The organism is Mycobacterium celatum, from assembly GCF_002101595.1.
Classification (GTDB): Bacteria; Actinomycetota; Actinomycetes; order Mycobacteriales; family Mycobacteriaceae; genus Mycobacterium; species Mycobacterium celatum.
The window spans coordinates 55,364-72,889 of the sequence record NZ_LQOM01000010.1 but is presented as its reverse complement, the minus strand read 5'-3'; the positions used below and the strand labels follow the sequence as shown (position 1 = coordinate 72,889).

At 68.7% G+C, this 17,526-nt stretch carries 18 protein-coding genes and 2 pseudogenes; 14 read left to right on the top strand and 6 right to left on the bottom strand.

The window, feature by feature from the left end:
* A pseudogene (locus AWB95_RS22835) lies at nucleotides 1-76 on the top strand (WXG100 family type VII secretion target); the annotation flags it as partial.
* A 10-nt stretch (nucleotides 77-86) separates the two neighbouring features.
* On the opposite strand, the gene AWB95_RS01405 reads toward AWB95_RS22835, so the two are convergent.
* Nucleotides 87-575 carry an inorganic diphosphatase gene (locus AWB95_RS01405; RefSeq protein ID WP_045385415.1) on the bottom strand — a complete coding sequence of 163 codons (489 nt, stop codon included), beginning with the start codon at nucleotides 573-575 and terminating at the stop codon, nucleotides 87-89.
* A 105-nt stretch (nucleotides 576-680) separates the two neighbouring features.
* On the opposite strand from AWB95_RS01405, the gene dacB reads away from it, so the two are divergent.
* The 4 genes from dacB to hpt are packed head-to-tail and all read left to right on the top strand — an operon-like array spanning nucleotide 681 to nucleotide 4,661.
* Entirely contained in the window at nucleotides 681-2,066 is a 1,386-nt protein-coding gene (gene dacB, locus AWB95_RS01400; protein WP_099539721.1) for a D-alanyl-D-alanine carboxypeptidase/D-alanyl-D-alanine endopeptidase, read from the top strand.
* On the top strand, nucleotides 2,054-3,106 hold the full coding sequence (locus AWB95_RS01395; RefSeq protein WP_238600938.1) for a zinc-dependent metalloprotease: 1,053 nt from the start codon (nucleotides 2,054-2,056) through the stop codon (nucleotides 3,104-3,106). The genes dacB and AWB95_RS01395 overlap by 13 nt, the downstream gene beginning before the upstream one ends.
* Entirely contained in the window at nucleotides 3,085-4,047 is a 963-nt protein-coding gene (gene tilS, locus AWB95_RS01390; protein WP_062540444.1) for a tRNA lysidine(34) synthetase TilS, read from the top strand. The genes AWB95_RS01395 and tilS overlap by 22 nt, the downstream gene beginning before the upstream one ends.
* Before the next feature lie 26 nt (nucleotides 4,048-4,073).
* The gene (gene hpt, locus AWB95_RS01385) at nucleotides 4,074-4,661 is read left to right on the top strand and encodes a hypoxanthine phosphoribosyltransferase (RefSeq protein WP_062540443.1); all 588 of its coding nucleotides are present in this window, start codon (nucleotides 4,074-4,076) and stop codon (nucleotides 4,659-4,661) included.
* 3 nt (nucleotides 4,662-4,664) lie between these two features.
* Here the strand turns inward: hpt and AWB95_RS01380 are convergent, their stop codons facing one another.
* A complete protein-coding gene (locus AWB95_RS01380) occupies nucleotides 4,665-5,363 on the bottom strand; it encodes an SIMPL domain-containing protein (protein ID WP_062540442.1) in 699 nt (232 codons plus the stop codon).
* Between the two features lie 69 nt (nucleotides 5,364-5,432).
* Between AWB95_RS01380 and AWB95_RS01375 the strand changes: the two genes are divergently transcribed.
* Nucleotides 5,433-6,320: an SCO6745 family protein gene (locus tag AWB95_RS01375; protein WP_062540441.1), complete on the top strand. Its 888-nt coding sequence runs from the start codon at nucleotides 5,433-5,435 to the stop codon at nucleotides 6,318-6,320.
* A 64-nt stretch (nucleotides 6,321-6,384) separates the two neighbouring features.
* Here the strand turns inward: AWB95_RS01375 and AWB95_RS01370 are convergent, their stop codons facing one another.
* The gene (locus AWB95_RS01370) at nucleotides 6,385-6,795 is read right to left on the bottom strand and encodes a DUF4189 domain-containing protein (RefSeq protein ID WP_062540440.1); all 411 of its coding nucleotides are present in this window, start codon (nucleotides 6,793-6,795) and stop codon (nucleotides 6,385-6,387) included.
* Nucleotides 6,796-7,104: 309 nt separating this feature from the next.
* Between AWB95_RS01370 and AWB95_RS01365 the strand changes: the two genes are divergently transcribed.
* Entirely contained in the window at nucleotides 7,105-7,473 is a 369-nt protein-coding gene (locus AWB95_RS01365) for a type VII secretion target (RefSeq protein WP_139818441.1), read from the top strand.
* Between the two features lie 2 nt (nucleotides 7,474-7,475).
* Here AWB95_RS01365 and AWB95_RS01360 read toward each other — a convergent pair whose 3' ends face one another.
* The 3 genes from AWB95_RS01360 to AWB95_RS01350 are packed head-to-tail and all read right to left on the bottom strand — an operon-like array spanning nucleotide 7,476 to nucleotide 10,647.
* Nucleotides 7,476-8,480: a zinc-binding dehydrogenase gene (locus tag AWB95_RS01360; protein ID WP_062540438.1), complete on the bottom strand. Its 1,005-nt coding sequence runs from the start codon at nucleotides 8,478-8,480 to the stop codon at nucleotides 7,476-7,478.
* Nucleotides 8,480-9,673, bottom strand: coding sequence for an LLM class flavin-dependent oxidoreductase (locus tag AWB95_RS01355; protein WP_062540437.1), 1,194 nt, complete (start codon nucleotides 9,671-9,673; stop codon nucleotides 8,480-8,482). Before AWB95_RS01355 ends, AWB95_RS01360 begins: the two co-directional genes overlap by 1 nt.
* Nucleotides 9,670-10,647, bottom strand: a complete 978-nt coding sequence (locus tag AWB95_RS01350; protein WP_062540436.1) for an alpha/beta fold hydrolase — start codon at nucleotides 10,645-10,647, stop codon at nucleotides 9,670-9,672. Before AWB95_RS01350 ends, AWB95_RS01355 begins: the two co-directional genes overlap by 4 nt.
* Nucleotides 10,648-10,822: 175 nt before the next feature.
* Between AWB95_RS01350 and ftsH the strand changes: the two genes are divergently transcribed.
* From ftsH to AWB95_RS01315, 7 genes and pseudogenes are all read left to right on the top strand, one after another.
* Nucleotides 10,823-13,153, top strand: coding sequence for an ATP-dependent zinc metalloprotease FtsH (gene ftsH / locus AWB95_RS01345; RefSeq protein ID WP_085167485.1), 2,331 nt, complete (start codon nucleotides 10,823-10,825; stop codon nucleotides 13,151-13,153).
* A 47-nt stretch (nucleotides 13,154-13,200) separates the two neighbouring features.
* Complete coding sequence (folE, locus tag AWB95_RS01340) at nucleotides 13,201-13,788, top strand: GTP cyclohydrolase I FolE (RefSeq protein WP_062540986.1); 588 nt, start codon at nucleotides 13,201-13,203, stop codon at nucleotides 13,786-13,788.
* Between the two features lie 20 nt (nucleotides 13,789-13,808).
* A pseudogene (gene folP, locus AWB95_RS01335) lies at nucleotides 13,809-14,613 on the top strand (dihydropteroate synthase); the annotation flags it as partial.
* Nucleotides 14,599-14,988, top strand: a complete 390-nt coding sequence (gene folB / locus AWB95_RS01330; protein ID WP_373280796.1) for a dihydroneopterin aldolase — start codon at nucleotides 14,599-14,601, stop codon at nucleotides 14,986-14,988. The pseudogene folP and the gene folB, both read left to right, overlap by 15 nt.
* The gene (gene folK, locus AWB95_RS01325; protein WP_062540983.1) at nucleotides 14,985-15,509 is read left to right on the top strand and encodes a 2-amino-4-hydroxy-6-hydroxymethyldihydropteridine diphosphokinase; all 525 of its coding nucleotides are present in this window, start codon (nucleotides 14,985-14,987) and stop codon (nucleotides 15,507-15,509) included. Before folB ends, folK begins: the two co-directional genes overlap by 4 nt.
* Nucleotides 15,509-15,985: a DUF3180 domain-containing protein gene (locus AWB95_RS01320; protein ID WP_085167483.1), complete on the top strand. Its 477-nt coding sequence runs from the start codon at nucleotides 15,509-15,511 to the stop codon at nucleotides 15,983-15,985. Before folK ends, AWB95_RS01320 begins: the two co-directional genes overlap by 1 nt.
* A gap of 64 nt (nucleotides 15,986-16,049) precedes the next feature.
* Nucleotides 16,050-17,438 (top strand): DUF6779 domain-containing protein, encoded by a 1,389-nt coding sequence (locus AWB95_RS01315; RefSeq protein WP_085167491.1) that lies wholly within the window; start codon nucleotides 16,050-16,052, stop codon nucleotides 17,436-17,438.
* The last annotated feature ends 88 nt before the right edge of the window (nucleotides 17,439-17,526 follow it).

The window sequence follows — 17,526 nt, the reverse complement described above, 5'->3', positions numbered from 1 at the left end:
GGCCGGAACCCATGAGACCAACACCGTCTCGATGCTGGCCCGCGACCAAGCCGAAGCCGCCAAATGGGGCGGCTGACTCCGCTCGGTTAGTGCCCGCTGGCCTTGAAGCGCTCGATTGAGCGCTGCACCTCGGCCTCGGCCTCCGCACGGCCGACCCAGTTGGCCGTCTTGACGAACTTGCCCGGCTCCAGGGCCTTGTACTGCGAGAAGAAGTGCTTGATGACGTCCAGCTCGAACGCCGGAACGTCCTCGATGTCCTTGATGTGATCCCATCTGTGGTCGCCGGCCGGGACGCATAGCACCTTGTCGTCGCCGCCGGCTTCGTCGGTCATCTGGAACATTCCGACCGGCCGCGCCTCCACCTGCACACCGGGGAACAGCGGCTCGGGCAGCAGCACCATCGCGTCCAGCGGGTCGCCGTCTTCGCCCAACGTGTCGTCGATGAAGCCGTAGTCGGTGGGATACGCCATCGACGTGTAGAGGTAGCGGTCCAGACGAACCCGACCCGTCTCGTGGTCGACTTCGTATTTGTTCCGCTGCCCCTTCGGGATTTCGATGGTCACGTCGAATTGCACCGTCTCGGCTCCTTCGTAAACTCACTGCTCATCCGCTGGCGTCGGAGGTCAACCCTAGTAGAGCCACGTGGTTCGGCAGAATGGGACCAGACAGTCAGGAGTGTCATGCGTCCCTCTCAGTGGCGGCGGTCAACCCACCTGATCGTGGGGGCGGCCGTGCTGGCGGTCGTCGCCATTTTGGTGGCGGCGGCTGCGTTTTTCACCGCGAACGGCCGCGGCGTCGGCAATGCCCACATCATGCCGCCGCCGCCCGCAGTGACCGCGGAGCCCGGCGTCGTGCCGGTGGCCGACACCGCGCCGATGCCGACGCCGGGCGGGCTGGCGGCTGCGCTGGCAGCTGTCGTGGCGGACCCGAATCTCGGCCAACTCGGCGGCCGGGTCACCGACGCGATGACCGCCAAAGAGCTCTGGCAGCAGCAGGAAAACGTGCCGATGCTGCCGGCGTCGACCAACAAGACCCTGACCGCCGCCGCCGCGCTGCTAGCGCTGGACCGCGAGGCCCGGGTCACCACCAAGGTCGTCGCGGCCGACCAGCCGGGCACGGTGATCCTGGTGGGCGGCGGCGATCCCACGCTGTCAGGGGCCCCACGTGGCGGCGCGACCTGGTATCACAACGCGGCGCGCCTCAGCGATCTGGCCGACCAGGTCCGCGGCAGCGGCGTGACACCCACCGCCGTGCAGGTCGACATCTCGGCATTCACCGGACCCAAAGTGGCCCCGGGTTGGGATCCGGGCGACATCGACGGCGGCGACGTCGCCCCGATCGAGTCCGTGATGCTCGACGGCGGGCGCGTCCAGCCGGCAACGGACGAGTCCACCCGCTCGCACACCCCGGCGCTGGACGCCGGTCGCGCGCTGGCCCAAGCGCTCGGCGTCGACCCGGCGAAGGTGTCGATCGCGGCCCAACCCGCGCCATCGGGTGCGCGGCAGTTGGCCGCGGTGCAGTCGGCGCCGCTGATCCAGAGGCTGCACGAGATGATGAACGCCTCCGACAACGTGATGGCCGAATGCATCGGCCGCGAGGTCGCCGCGGCCATGCACCGGCCGCGCAGCTTCGCCGGCGCCGTCGACGCGGTGACCAACCGGCTGAGCACCGCGCATATCGACATCACCGGTGCGGCACTTCAGGATTCGAGCGGGCTGTCCGTCGACGACCGGCTGACCGCCAAGGCGCTGGACGACGTCGTGCAGGCCGCGGCCGGGCCGGATCAGCCGGCGCTGCGCCCGCTGCTGGACCTGCTGCCGATCGCCGGCGGCAGCGGGACGCTGGGCGACCGGTTCCTGAACCCCGCCACCAACAACGGGCCGATCGGCTGGTTGCGGGCCAAAACCGGGTCGCTGACCGCCATCAACGCGCTGGCCGGAGTGGTCACCGACGTCGACGGCCGGGTGCTGACTTTTGCGCTGATCTCCAACGACGCGGGCCCAACTGGCCGTATTGCGATCGACAACGTCGCCGCCGCCCTATGGTCGTGTGGATGCCTGAAGTAACTGCACCACCTGAGCTGACCGTTGGGCGCGCTGTCGACTGGCAGTTCGCGGCCACCGTCGGCGAATGGCTGGCCCGGCCCGGCCCGCCGTCGACCGACTACACCCGTCGCCAGGTGATCGACGACTTGGCCAGCGCTGCCAAGGCGGCCGAGCCGCCGGTGCGCGACGTGACCGGTCTGGACACCAGTGATGCGGTGCCCGACGCGCGCATCGTCGACCGGCCGGCGTGGATCCGGGCGGCGGCCGAGTCGATGCGGGTGATGACGGGCGGCACCGACAAGCCGCGCGGCTTCATCACCGGACGGGTCACCGGCGCACAGACCGGCGCGGTGCTGGCGTTCGTTGCGTCCGGCATCCTCGGCCAGTACGACCCGTTCGCTGCCGGCGACTCGGGCTGCCTGTTGCTGGTGTATCCCAACGTGCTTGCAGTCGAGCGCCAATTACGCGTGGAGCCAGCTGATTTCAGGTTGTGGGTTTGTCTGCACGAGGTCACCCACCGCGTGCAATTCACCGCCAACCCGTGGCTGTCGGGCTACATGTCGGAGGCGCTGGGCGTGCTGACCCAGGAAAGCGGCGAGGACGTCGCCCAGGTGATCGGCCGGCTGGCCGACTTCGTCCGCGGCCGCGGCGGTCCCTCCGACGCCCACTCGTCGGGTGTGCTGGGCTTGGTGCGCGCCGTGCAGTCAGAGCCGCAGCGCCAGGCGCTGGATCGGCTGCTGGTGCTCGGCACCTTGCTGGAGGGCCACGCCGACCACGTGATGGATGCTGTGGGGCCCGTCGTCGTCCCCACGGTGGCGACCATCCGTCGCCGGTTCGACGACCGCCGTCAGCGCAAACAGCCTCCGCTGCAACGACTTCTGCGCGCGCTACTGGGCATCGACGCTAAGCTCAGCCAGTACACCCGCGGCAAGGCGTTCGTCGACCACGTGGTGGCGCGGGTCGGGATGGAGCGGTTCAACGCCGTCTGGTCGTCTCCGGAGACGCTGCCGCTGCCGGCAGAGATTGAAGACCCGCAACGATGGATCGACAGGGTTCTGTAGGACAGCTCTACGCGGCTGTCGCAGCGTTCGCCAAGGAGTACCTTCCGACCGCCGAGCAATGGTGTGTCGCGCTGTCCGGCGGCGCGGATTCGTTGGCGCTCACCGCCGTTGCCGCCGCCATGCTGCCGACCACCGCGCTGATCGTCGACCACGGTTTGCAGAGCGGCTCTGCCGAAGTCGCCGTGACCGCCCGGACCCAAGCGCTCGGCTTGGGATGCGTTGCCGCCCAAGTCCTTTCGGTGCAGGTGAGCGGTGACGGCGGTCCGGAGGCGGCGGCGCGCACGGCACGCTATGTCGCGTTGCAAGCGGCCCGTGCAGATCGTCCGGTTCTGCTGGGCCACACGCTGGACGATCAAGCCGAGACCGTGTTGCTCGGACTGGGCCGCGGTTCGGGTGCGCGCTCGATCGCCGGGATGCGCCCGTACGATCCGCCGTGGTGTCGGCCGCTTTTGGGCGTGCGGCGCAGCGTCACGCACGCCGCCTGCGACGAGCTGGGGCTGGTCGCCTGGCAGGACCCGCACAACACCGACCGCCGGTTCACCCGCAACCGGCTGCGCCACGAGGTGCTGCCGCTGCTGGAGGACGTGCTCGGTGGCGGCGTCGCCGAAGCGCTGGCCCGCACCGCGACGGCGTTACGGGAGGACACCGGGCTGATCGACACGTTGATCGCGCAAGCGCTGTCCACGTCGGCCACTGACGGTGGGCTCGACGCTTGCGCGTTGCGGGCGCTGCCCGACCCGGTGCGCCGCGGTGTCATCCGCAGCTGGCTGCTGGCCGGTGGGGCGACCGGGCTGACCGACAAGCAGATCCGCGGCGTCAACACGCTGATCATCGACTGGCGCGGGCAGGGCGGGGTCGCCGTGGGGTCGAAGCTGCACGGGCAACGGTTGGTGGCCGGCCGTCGGGGCGGTGTTTTGACGCTGCAAGCCGAGCCGATCTAGAGCTCTGCCCGTCGACATGGCACGCTGTGGTCGTGACAGCTGATTCGGGCGAGCTGTACCCGGGGGACATCAAATCGGTGCTGCTCACCCAGGAGCAGATCCAGACCCGCACCGCGGAACTCGGTGCGCAGATCGGTGAGGACTACCGCGACCTGGCCACCGGTGAGGCGCGGGACCTGCTGCTGATCACCGTGCTCAAGGGCGCAGTCCTGTTCTGCACCGACCTGGCCCGCGCGATTCCGCTGCCCACCCAGTTCGAGTTCATGGCCGTCGCGTCTTACGGGTCGTCGACGTCGTCGTCGGGCGTGGTGCGCATCCTCAAAGACCTCGACCGCGACATCAACGACCGCGACGTGCTGATCGTCGAGGACGTCGTCGACTCCGGGCTGACGTTGTCGTGGCTGCTGCGCAACCTGGCCACCCGCCGCCCGCGGTCGCTGCGGGTGTGCACGCTGCTGCGCAAGCCGGATGCCGTGCGCGCCAACGTCGACATCGCCTACGTGGGCTTCGACATCCCCAACGAATTCGTAGTCGGCTACGGCCTCGACTACGACGAGCGCTACCGCGACCTGCCCTACATCGGGACCCTGGACCCGCGGGTGTACCAGGACTGACTCTTACCGCAGTTCCCAGGCGACGGTCACCGAGAAGTTGACCGTCTGCTGACCGGGCTGCAGCGGAACCTCGGTGGCCATCGGTGCGCCGCGCATTGGCGTCGGCGTGGGCGGCGTGGCACCCGATGCCTCGGAGATCGAAATCACCTTGCCCAGGCTGAGCCCGGACAGCTGCGCGTACTGCTGAGCACGGTGCTTGGCGTCCTGGAATGCCCGGGCGCGTGCATCCTTGACCAGCTTCGAGTCGTCCTCGATCGAGTAGCTCACAGAGTTGACCCGGGTGGCGTCGCCGCCGGTGTCGACGATGACCGCCAACAGATGCGACGCCGCGTCGGTCTTACGGATCTTTACCCGGATCGAGTTGGCGGCGCGATAGCCGGTGATGGTGTTGGTGCTGCCGCCGTATTGCGGTTGCAGGGTGACGTCGGTGGTGCTGATGTCCTTGCTGTCGACGCCGGCGCCGGTCAGCGCGTCGATGACGGCCTGCTGGCGGCCGTTGGTCTGGTCCATCGCCGAGGTGACGTCGGGCGCGACGAATTCGATCGCGACGTCGGCCGTCAGCGTGTCCGGGACGCCCTGGACCTGCCCGGCGCCGACGACGGTCACCTGCCGTGGATTGTCCCTGACCGGACCGGGATCGCCGTCGCACGCGGACAGCGCGGCGGCGACGAGGCCCATCAGGAGTACGAGACGAAACGGCATGACTGGCACCCTATGCGCGAATTCGCCGGTTTCTCCACCACAACCCGCACAGTCGGCGAGATTTGAGTCATGGCTGTCTCCCCGGCGAGAGCCCTCGCCCTAGCGATCGAGCCCTTCGCGGGGCAGGTGTACTTCGCGCCCGAATGCCACAGCAGCTATGAGGCACTCGGGTTCGGGTCCAGCCCCGGAAAGACGCGAAACGTCGCGATGCCCGACGGCCCGGCCTACTTCTGCAGCCGCGGCTCGGTGATGGGACAGGTGCCCGGCCAAGTGGTCGCCGCAGCCTTCGCGGTGTTCAACCCGGCGGTCGTTGTGCCTGCGGTCGCCAAGGGGTGGACGCTGACCGACGCGGAGACGATCTGTGCGGCACGAACCGACGGCGCGGCGCGGCAGCTGCACCGGATTCTCGGCGCTGCGCCAGACGGCCTCGGCCGTGCGTTGGGGCTGCTTGGGCGCGCCACTGAATCGTTGCCGTTGGCGGGCAAGCCGCTCTTCGCAGGTCTCGTTGCCCAAGGTCTGCCGGGCGAACCGCTGGCCGACGCGTGGCGCCTCGCCGACGAGTTGCGCGAATACCGCGGCGACGTGCACGTGAACGTCTGGACCACCGCCGATTTCGATGCCGTGGAGATCGGCTTGCTCACCGAGCTCTACTGGGGGCTGCGACTGCGCACCTACATACGGACCAGAGCCTGGACCGAAGACGACCTCGCCGCGGCCCAAGAACGCTTGGAATCACGCGGATTGGTTCGCGACGGCGCGTTCACCGACACCGGCCGGGCCGCCCGCGAGACGATCGAAGTGGCCACCGACACCGGTTGCGCCGCGATCACTGCCGCGCTGGGTGACGACCTCGGCGAGCTGGTAGGCATCATCGGCGGGTGGTCACGACAGATTCAGTCAGCGGGCGGTTACCCAGCCGCAGGGCCACAAGATCTCGCTGCGCTGGCCAACCACTGATCCGTAGCTCAGAACGGCGGATCGTCGGGCAAGCAGCACCGCACCGATACCCCGGCCCCGGCCGTTACCCGCCTGCTGGTGTGGTGGTGGTCGTCGTCGGCGTGCTGCTCGCGGTTGTGGGCGTGCTGCTCGAGCCCGGCGCGTTGTTGCATGCCGAGCGGAGGACTGTGCTGCCCGGACTTTGGTTCTGGGCGTTCTGCTCCGCCTCCTGCTCCGTGGCGCCGCTATCCCCGAAATACTGGTCCCCGTTCTTCACGACCGCGCCGCAGTCGGGGTACTTGAACGTAATCAACACGTTGCAGGCAGCGTTGTCTTGGTGGCAATCGGCGGTCGCATGCGTGTTGGCCTGATACTCGTTCGGCATATTCGTCGCTACGCCCACCGACTTCCCGTCCGGCGAGACGGCAATCGCGCCCCAGGATTCATCGTCGGCGTGCGCAGCGGGAACCACGGCAACGGCAAACGCGGCGACCACTGCGCCACCTGCCGCTGAGACGGCGATGCGCGTACGAGAACTGGCTCCTATCATGGTGTTCCTTTCGCTCGTGCAGGCGGGTCTTGCGTCTTGCGTTCTGTGCTGAAATTTGGCTTGGGCTCGACGTCGGATGACGACCGCTCCGCGAGCCGCGCAACACCCCCTCCCGGTTGAAGGGTCAGGACGCAGGCTAACTCCGGCAGGATCGCGCTCGAGCCCTTTTTTCGAAAAGCGCCTGTGCCGCTGCGAGGACGGCGAGATATCGAGGCTGCCTCAACCGCAAGGTCAACGCTGAAAAACTTCCGTCGGGTGAGCCCCCACGGACCAGGTAAATTCGGTGTGTTGGCCAGCGCGCGATCGGAGGCTGTGATGGGTGGCGAGGAGCTGAGAGTCGATCCTGGCGTGCTGCGCAGCGCTGCGGGCGGTTTTCGTGGCGCCGCGGCCGACATCGCCGGTTTAGGCGTCGACGGTCCCCTGGGTGACGCGGCTGCCGGCATGCCCTCGCTGGCAACGGGAACTGTCTGCCGCTCAGCGCAAACCAACCTGGCCGACCAGATGAAAGCGGCCGCCGGCGACAGCCGCGAGTTCGCCGAGAGCCTGGACAAGGCCGCCACTGGCTACGAGACCACCGACCGGGCCGCCGAAAACACCATCCGGAGCAACCCGCTGGCCAATTAGCGCTACGGCGTGACGAGAATCTTGCAGTGCCGCTCGGGATCGGCCAGGTCGTCGAACGCCTGACTCACCCCGTCCAAGCCGACTTCGCCGGTGATCAAAGGAGAAACGTCGATGTCACCCTCGGCAATCGCCCGCAGTGATTCGGCGAACTCGGTCGGGTCGTAAGCAAAAACGAACTGCACGCTGATCTCTTTGGCAATACCGAAGAATGGATGCACGGTGTCGGGTTCCATGCACACCCCGGCCACCACAATGCGACTGCCCGCCGGCGTTCGGCGCATCGCGTCGTCGATGATTCCCGGCACCCCGACCGCCTCGAACACCACCTTCGGTGCGACAGTGTCGAACGGCGACCCCTGAGCGGGATCGATCGCTTGATGCGCGCCCATGGTCGTTGCCAGCTCGCGTCGCTTGGGTGAAAAGTCTGACGCCACAATCGTTTCGACGCCACGCACCAGCAGCGCAGCAATGATCGCGATGCCGATCGGCCCGCAGCCGAGCACCAACGCTGTCTCGTCGCGCTGGATCGCGGACTTGTTGACCGCATGCAGACCGACGGCCATCGGCTCGGTCAACGCGGCGTGCCGGTGATCCAGCCCGTTGGGGACCGGCAGCAGCAGCGGCGCCGAGAGCAGCATCCGTTCGGCGTAGGCGCCGGCCGCTCGGTCGGTGAAGCCGATCGGTACCACCGCGTTGTCGGACAACACCACCGGCATCGACGTGACAAGAGTGCCCGACGGGTGCGTATCGGTGTCGGGCCCGGCTTCGAGTACCTCCGCGCTGAATTCGTGGCCCATGATGATGTCGCGCCCCAAGTCAGCGCCCGGCCCGGCGCCCATTTGTTCGGTCAACGCCAGCAATTCGTCGCCGTGGGCGGCGAAATGCAGGTCCGAGCCGCAGATTCCGCACGAGCGTACACCGACCAGGACCTGGCCCGGGCCGGGCACCGGATCGGGAACGTCGTCGCGGAATACCATGCGGCCGTTGTGCAGCACCGCGGCGCGCATCAGTCCTTCTCGCTTTCCATCTTGAGTTCGTCGGTGTGCTCGCTGATCGCCTTGACCACCGCCTCGCCGGCGCGGCCCAGCAGCTGTTCTCGCATGCCGCGCGCCCATTCGTGGGATGCCCGTGGTGCCTCCAGTTGCCCCTTGAAATGTGGAATCACCTTGCGCGCGAACAATTCATACGAGTGATACGTTGCGGCAGGCGAGGCCCAGTCGTGTCCGAGCAACAGAAATGTGCCGAAACCGCCGGAGCGGTCCACCAGGTCCTCGATGTAGGCGATGCAGTCGTCAGCGGTGCCGATGCAGCAATTGCCTTTGGAGGCATAGTCTTCGACGAATTCGTGCGGTGATTGTGCGCCGTCTACCAGGTTGGCCAGCGGCACGAATCCGGCCGCGCCAAAGTATTTGGCGAAGTCCTGCAGCCCGTAGGTGCAGTCGTCGATCGCCCGGTCGCGGCTGTCTGCCAGATGCACGATGCCCAGCACCCGCCAGCCGGCCCGGTCAGGTTCGTCGCGGCCGGTCTTGCGGGCCTGATCGCGCACCACCTCCCAAGTGTTCTCCAGCGCGGCGTAGCCGCCGGGCACCGACATCGACAGCGACAGCAGCGACGTGCCCAGCGCACCTGCGAGCCGCGGGCCAGACGGCGAAATCATTGCTGCCGTGGAGATTTCCGGATACGGCCAGGTGTAGGGGCGGATGTGCAGCTGCGCGTCACGCAACGTGAACCAGTCGGAGTGACGGTTGATCCGTTCCCCGGGTTCGGCGCGGAACAGCGCCAGGATTGCCTCCAAAGACTCCTGCATCATTCGGCGTTGCTCGACCGGGTCGATGCCCATCATGTAGGCATCCGACGGCAGCGCGCCCGGCCCGGTGCCGAACATGACCCGGCCGCGGGTCAGATGGTCCAGCAGAACCCAGCGATCGGCGACCATCAGCGGATGGTGATAGGGCAGCGAGACCACGCCGGTGCCCAGCCGGATGTGCTTGGTGCGCTCGGCCGCCGCTGCGATGAACACCTCCGGGCAGGCGATCAGCTCGTAGCCGCCGGAGTGGTGTTCGCCGAACCAGGCTTCGTCGAATCCGAGGCGATCCAGCGCCACCACCCGGTCCATGTCGTATTCCAGTGCGGCAGTGGGGGATTGGCCGGTGGGATGAAATGGCGTAATGAACACCCCGAAGTTCAGCGGGCGGTTCATGACAGCTCCAAACCGGTGAGGAAGTCCAGCAGCACCTCGTTGACCCGGTCGGGTTGTTCCTGCTGAAGCCAGTGCCCGGGGCCTTCGATGATCACTTCCCGATACGGGCCGGTCACCACCTCCGAGGCACGCTCACGGCGCGTGAAGGTCAGCACAGGGTCGTCGGCGCCCGCCACGAACAACGCCGGCACCGCGATGGTCGGGCTGACCGGCGCCGCCAGGATCTCCCAGTTGCGGTCGAGGTTGCGATACCAGTTCAGGCCGCCGGTGAAGCCGGTGCGGCTGAACTCGGCGATGTAGTGGTCGAGCTCGTCGGCGCTGATCCAGCTCGGCAGGCCGTCGGCTTCGGGTAGCCGCTCGACGAAGCCCGCGGGTCCCGGTTGGAGCATGCGCGCCGCGGCCTCGTGGTCGCCGGGCGGTCGCAAACCCGCCATCATCCGCCGAATCGTTTTTGCGGGGTCGGCGCCCAATTCGGCGTCGGCGACGCCGGGATCCTGGAAATAGAGCATGTAGAAGAAGTTGTCGCCGAAGAGCTTGCGGAAGGCCTGCGTCGGCGGCACCTGGGCGCGCGGTACCGCCGGGACGCTCATCCCCACCACCGCGGTCACCCGGTCCGGGTGGAGTTGCGCCGAGCTCCACGCGACCGGGGCACCCCAGTCGTGGCCGACGAACACGGCCCGGTCGGCGCCGACGTCGTCAAGCAGGCCGATCAGATCGGCGGACAGTTCGGCGATGTTGTAGGCCGAGATCTCGTCGGGCCGGCTGGAGCGGCCGTAGCCGCGCTGATCCGGGGCCAGCACGTGATATCCGGCAGCCGCGAGCACCGGAATTTGGTGTCGCCAGGAATAGGCCAGCTCGGGAAAACCGTGCGCCAGCACCACGACTGGCGCCCCGCGCTCGCCCGCTTCAACGGTGTGCAACTTGACGCCGTTGGTTTCGATAATGCGCTCGGTCGACGGGACGGTATCAGGCACGTGTCTCACCAAAGCACACGCCGCATCCGTCGGGAAGGCGTTCGGGAACCTTCGTTCGTTGATCTAAGCAGTACGGGTGCCCGTGGGGCGCGCCGACCAATCCCATGGGCGGTAGCCTGGGATATTCCAGCTGCGTGTATCGGGGAAGGACCTGGCCGGCCACGGCCGATGATTGATGAACCGGAAAAACGTGATCCGCACACTCACGGCGATCGCCGTCGTGTTGCTGCTCGGCTGGTCGTTCTTCTATTTCAGTGACGACACCCGCGGATACAAGCCCGTCGACACCTCGGTGGCGGTGGCCCAGATCAAGGCCGACAACGTCAAGAGCGCCCAGATCGACGACCGCGAACAGCAGCTGCGGCTGACCCTGAAAAGCCCGAACGGCGACACCGACGGGTCCGACAAGGTCATCACCAAGTACCCCAGCGGCTACGCCGTACCGTTGTTTGACGCGCTGAGCAGCAAAAACAGCCAGATCAGCACGGTGGTCAACCAGGGCAACATCCTGGGGTCGCTGCTGATCTACGTGCTGCCGCTGCTACTGCTAATTGGGCTCTTCGTGATGTTTTCCCGCATGCAGGGCGGCGCCCGGATGGGCTTCGGCTTCGGCAAATCGCGGGCCAAGCAGCTCTCCAAGGACATGCCCAAGACCACGTTCGCCGACGTCGCCGGCGTCGACGAGGCGGTCGAGGAGCTCTACGAGATCAAGGACTTCCTGCAGAACCCGGCGCGGTATCAGGCGCTGGGCGCCAAGATCCCCAAGGGCGTGCTGCTCTACGGCCCGCCCGGCACCGGCAAGACGCTGCTGGCCCGCGCCGTCGCAGGCGAGGCCGGTGTGCCGTTCTTCACAATCTCGGGTTCGGACTTCGTCGAGATGTTCGTCGGTGTGGGCGCCTCCCGCGTGCGTGACCTGTTCGAGCAGGCCAAGCAGAACAGCCCGTGCATCATCTTCGTCGACGAGATCGACGCTGTCGGCCGCCAGCGCGGCGCCGGCCTTGGCGGCGGCCACGACGAGCGCGAGCAGACGCTGAACCAGTTGCTGGTCGAGATGGACGGCTTCGGCGAGCGCGCCGGCGTCATCCTCATCGCGGCCACCAACCGGCCCGACATCCTCGACCCGGCGCTGCTGCGGCCGGGCCGCTTCGACCGCCAGATCCCGGTGTCCAACCCCGACCTGGCCGGCCGTCGGGCCGTCTTGCGGGTGCACTCCAAGGGCAAGCCGATCGGCCCCGACGCCGACCTCGACGGGCTGGCCAAGCGGACCGTCGGCATGACCGGCGCCGACCTGGCCAACGTCATCAACGAGGCCGCCCTGCTGACCGCCCGCGAGAACGGCACCGTCATCACCGCCGCCGCGCTGGAGGAGGCGGTCGACCGGGTGATCGGCGGTCCCCGCCGCAAGGGCCGGATCATCAGCGAGCAGGAGAAGAAGATCACCGCCTACCACGAGGGCGGGCACACGCTGGCGGCCTGGGCGATGCCCGACATCGAACCGATCTACAAGGTGACTATCCTGGCCCGCGGACGCACCGGCGGGCACGCGGTCGCGGTGCCTGAGGAGGACAAGGGCCTGCGCACCCGTTCGGAGATGATCGCCCAGTTGGTGTTCGCGATGGGCGGTCGCGCCGCCGAGGAACTGGTGTTCCGCGAGCCGACGACGGGCGCGGTGTCCGACATCGAGAAGGCCACCCAGGTGGCCCGCGCGATGGTCACCGAGTTCGGGATGAGCTCACGGCTGGGCGCGGTCAAATACGGCACCGAACACGGGGACCCGTTCCTCGGCCGCACGATGGGCACCCAGCCGGACTACTCGCACGAGGTGGCCCGCGAAATCGACGAGGAGATCCGCAAACTCATCGAGGCCGCGCACACCGAGGCATGGGAGATCCTCACCGAATACCGCGACGTGCTCGACACCCTGGCCGGTGAGCTGCTGGAGAAGGAAACGCTGCACCGCGCCGAGCTGGAGGCCATCTTCGCCGACGTCGAGAAGCGCCCTCGGCTAACGATGTTCGACGACTTCGGCGGCCGGATCCCGTCGGACAAGCCGCCGATCAAGACGCCCGGCGAGTTGGCCAAGGAGCGTGGCGAGCCGTGGCCCCCGCCGGTGCCCGAGCCCGCGTTCAAAGCCGCGATCGCCAAGGCCACGGCCGAGGCCGCCCAAGCGGAGTCGGAGCGGGCTACCAACGGCGCCAACGGTTCTCACACAGAGCCGGCTGCGGCGCAGCAGCCGACCCAGCCCGATTATGGAGCGCCGGCCGGATGGCGCGCGCCCGGCTGGCCGCCGCAGCAGCCGCCGGGCTACTGGTACCCGCCCCCGCAGTCGGCGCCGCCGCCGGGCCACTGGCCGCAGCCGCCTGCGCACTACCCGGCCCAGCCGTATCCCCCGTATCCGCCGTACGAGCCCCATCAGTCGCCTGGTAAACCAGCATCGGAGACCGGCTCGTCCCCCGATCAACAGAGCGGGGACCCGAGCAGGTCCAATCCGCCGGCCCGCGGCTGAGGAAAACGGAGGCTTCAGTGGCTTCAACAGCGCAGCCGAGTTCCCGTATCACGAACCTGCGCAAACCGGTGTTCGACCAGGCACGCGCCGAGGCGGCGATCCGCGAGTTGCTGTACGCCATCGGGGAGGACCCCGACCGCCACGGCCTGGAGGACACCCCGGCGCGGGTCGCGCGCACCTACCGCGAGATGTTCGCCGGGCTTTACACCGACCCCGACAGCGTGCTGAACACCACGTTCGACGAGCAGCACGACGAACTGGTGCTGATCAAAGACATTCCGCTGTACTCCACCTGCGAGCATCACCTGGTGGCATTTCACGGGGTGGCGCACGTGGGCTACATCCCCGGCGACGACGGCCGCGTGACCGGCCTGTCGAAGATCGCTCGGCTGGTCGATTTATACGCCAAGCGTCCGCAGGTGCAGGAGCGGCTCACCGCGCAGATCGCCGACGCGTTGATGCGCAAACTCGATCCGCGCGGGGTGATCGTCGTGATCGAGGCCGAACACCTGTGCATGTCGATGCGCGGTGTCCGCAAGCCCGGCGCGGTCACCACGACGTCGGCCGTGCGCGGACAATTCAAGAGCAACCAGGCATCTCGGGCCGAGGCGCTCGAACTCATCCTGCGCAAGTGAGCACCACACGCATCCAGGTCATGGGAGTGGTGAACGTCACCGACGACTCATTCTCGGATGGCGGGCGCTACCTCAACGCCGACCGCGCCGTCGAGCACGGGGTGGCGCTGGTCGCTGAGGGCGCGACGATCATCGACGTCGGCGGGGAGTCGACCCGCCCCGGGGCGGCACGGATCGACCCGCATGTCGAGACCGCCCGCGTGGTGCCGGTTGTCAAAAGCCTTGCTGCAGAAGGTATTACGGTCAGCATCGACACCATGCACGCGGGCGTGGCGCGGGCCGCACTGGAGAACGGCGCGCAGATCGTCAACGACGTGTCCGGCGGGCGGGCCGATCCGGAGATGGCCCCGCTGCTGGCCGAGGCCGGGGTGCCGTGGGTGCTGATGCACTGGCGATCGGTGTCGCACCAGGTGCCGCAATACGACGACGTGGTGGCCGACGTCCGCGCCGAGCTGCTGGCCAGTGTCGATGTGGCCGTCAGCTCCGGCGTCGACCCGTCGAAGCTGATCATCGATCCCGGTCTCGGATTCGCCAAGACGGGACAACACAATTGGGCCCTGCTGCATGCGCTGCCCCGGCTGGTCGACACCGGTGTGCCCGTGCTGGTCGGGGCGTCGCGCAAACGGTTCCTCGGTACGCTGCTGGCCGGCCCCGACGGCGTGCCGAGGCCGCCCGACGGGCGCGAGACCGCGACCGCGGTGGTGTCGGTTCTTGCTGCGCTGCACGGCGCCTGGGGGGTGCGCGTGCACGACGTGCGGGCCACCGTCGACGCACTCAAGGTACTGGAGGCCTGGGCCAGTGGCTGATCGAATCGAGTTGCGCGGCTTGACCGTTCGCGGTCGGCACGGAGTCTTCGACCACGAGCGAACCGACGGCCAGGACTTCGTCGTCGACATCACCGTGTGGATCGACCTGATCGACGCCGCCGCCAGCGACGACCTGTCCGACACCTATGACTACGGGGTACTGGCCCAGCGGGCGGCCGACATCGTCGCCGGGGCGGCCCGCAACCTGATCGAAACCGTCGCAGGCGAGATCGCCGAGGATGTGATGGCCGACAAGCGAGTTCACGCCGTCGAGGTGACCGTGCACAAACCGCACGCCCCGATCCAGCAGACCTTTGCCGACGTGGCCGTCGTGGCGCGGCGGTCGCGGCGGGGCGGCCGCGGCTCGATGATTCCTGCGGGAGGCGCCGTATGAGTCGCGTCGTCTTGTCGATCGGCTCGAATCTCGGTGACCGGCTGGCCCGGCTGCAGTCGGTGCTCGATCACCTCGGCGAGGCGGTGCAAGCGGTGTCCCCGGTCTACGAGACGGCGGCCTGGGGCGGCGTGGAGCAGGGACCGTTTCTCAACGCGGTGCTGATCGCCGAGGATTCGGCGCTCGACGGGCAGGGCTGGTTGCGCCGCGCGCAGGAGATGGAGGAGGCGGCCGACCGGGTGCGGGGTCAGCGCTGGGGGCCGCGCACCCTCGACGTCGACCTGGTCGCCTGCTATGACGACGGCACCGAGTTGTTCTCCCGCGCGGACGGTTTGACGTTGCCGCACCCGCTGGCTCATCTGCGGGCCTTCGTGCTGGTGCCCTGGCTGGCGGTCGATCCCGGCGCGGAGCTGACGGTGGCCGGCCGTCGGCGGCCCGTCGCCAAGCTGCTGGACGAGCTGGATCCGGCCGATCGCGCCGGTGTGCGGATGACCACGTTGGCGCTTCACCCGCGAGACGTCTGATGGGACCCACCCGCAAACGTGACCTGACGGCCGCGGTGATCGGCGCTGCGGTGGTCGGCTATTTGGTCGTGGTGCTGACCTACCGGTGGTTTCCGCCGATCACGGTGTGGACCGGGCTGTCGCTGCTCGCCGTTGCGGTGGCGGAGGCGGGATGGGCGCGCTACGTGCGGGCCAAGATCAGCGACGGCGAGATCGGCGACGGGCCCGGCTGGCTGCACCCGCTGGCGGTGGCCCGCAGCCTGATGATCGCCAAGGCGTCGGCGTGGGTGGGCGCGCTGGTGCTGGGGTGGTGGATCGGGGTGCTGGCATACCTGCTGCCACGACGGTCGTGGCTGCGGGTGGCGGGGGAGGACACCGCCGGCACGGCGGTCGCGGCCGTCAGCGCGCTGGCTCTGGTGGTTGCCGCGCTGTGGCTCCAACATTGCTGCCGCTCGCCGCAAGACCCGGGCGAACGCGGCGAGGGCGCCGAGAGCTAACGCGCCCGAGAATCGCCGGAGTGCGGCGACACGCGCAATGACCTCGGCCCGGTACAGTCGGGCCATGACCGTTCTGTCCCGCGGCGCCCGGGTCCGGCGCGGCGGCCGCAGGCCGGGTTGGCTGCTGTTGACGGCGTTGCTGGTGCTCGCCATCGGGGCCAGTTCCGCGTTGGTTTTCACCAACCGGGTGGAGCTTCTCAAACTCGCGGTGATCCTGGCGCTGTGGGCCGCCGTCGTCGCCGCATTCGTGTCGGTGATCTACCGCCGGCAAAGCGATGTGGATCAGGCGCGGGTACGGGACCTCAAGCTCGTCTACGACCTGCAGTTGGACCGAGAGATCTCGGCGCGCCGCGAATACGAGCTGACAGTGGAGTCCCAGCTGCGCCGCGAGCTGGCGTCCGAACTGCGCGCCCAGGCCGCCGACGAGGTGGCGGCGCTGCGTGCCGAGCTGTCCGCGCTGCGCACCAACCTCGAGATCCTCTTCGACACCGACCTGAACCACCGCCCGGCGCTGGAGACCGAGCGCACGACAGTGCGCGGCTTCAGCGAGTGGGACCGGGAGAGCGAGAGCCCCGTCAATCGGGTCGCGTCGGTCCGCGCGGAAGAGCCCTCTGCCGGCAGCGACGACAGCGCGATCATCGACGTGCCGGAGGAACCGCTGGTGCCGCCGCCGAGCTACCAGGGAGCCGAGGCGTACCGTCCCGCCGAGCGGTTTGACCATGCCGAGCCGTATCGGGCCTCGCCGTGGCAGCAGCCCGAGCGAGCAGGTCGGCCAGCGCCAGATCAGCAGCCGTCGCCCGGCCGCTGGGCGCCGCCGGAGCGGCAGACGCAGAGCAGCGGCTGGGCGCCGCAAGAGCGATACGAGCCCCCGCCGCAACCACGCGCCCGTCGTTATTACGAGCCGCCGCCACCCGCTCCCGAACCACCGCCCCCGGCTCCCCCGCCGGAGCCGCAGCCCGCTCAGCCGCCATCGGCCACCGACTGGCAGCCCGTCGCCTCCGAGCGGCAATGGTCGCCGCCCAGCACGCCCAGCACGCCCGGCAGCCATTGGGCCGGCGCACGCCCGGACGGCAATGCCGCAACCGAGGACACCGTTGTCCGCGAGCCCACGCTGGCCACACCGCCGCCCGCCGAGCGGCGAGGCCGGCACTCCAGCTCGTCCGAGCCCGGGCCAAGTCAGCCCAAAGAAACCGAACCCGGTTGGCGGTACGGCGATTCGGGTCGCCGCGCGCGGGCCCGGCACTCCGCGGACAGCAACCCGGAGCCGGCATCGGAGCCGTCGCACGCGGCGCCGGTGATGTCGTCGCCGCCGCAGCCCGCGGCCCGGCACCGCAGCGCCGAAGCGGCGGACGTCGACGGCCCGCAAACCGGTGGCCAATCGGTCGCCGAGCTGCTGGCGCGGCTGCAGGCCACCCCGACCGGAGGCGGCCGGCGCCGGCGCCGCGAAGAGTGAGCGTGGCGAACGCCACGTCGCGGCGAAGATCGTCCACCAGGTAAAGTCTTCGTGACCGTCCGGTACCCGCCACGCGGGACTGGAACGA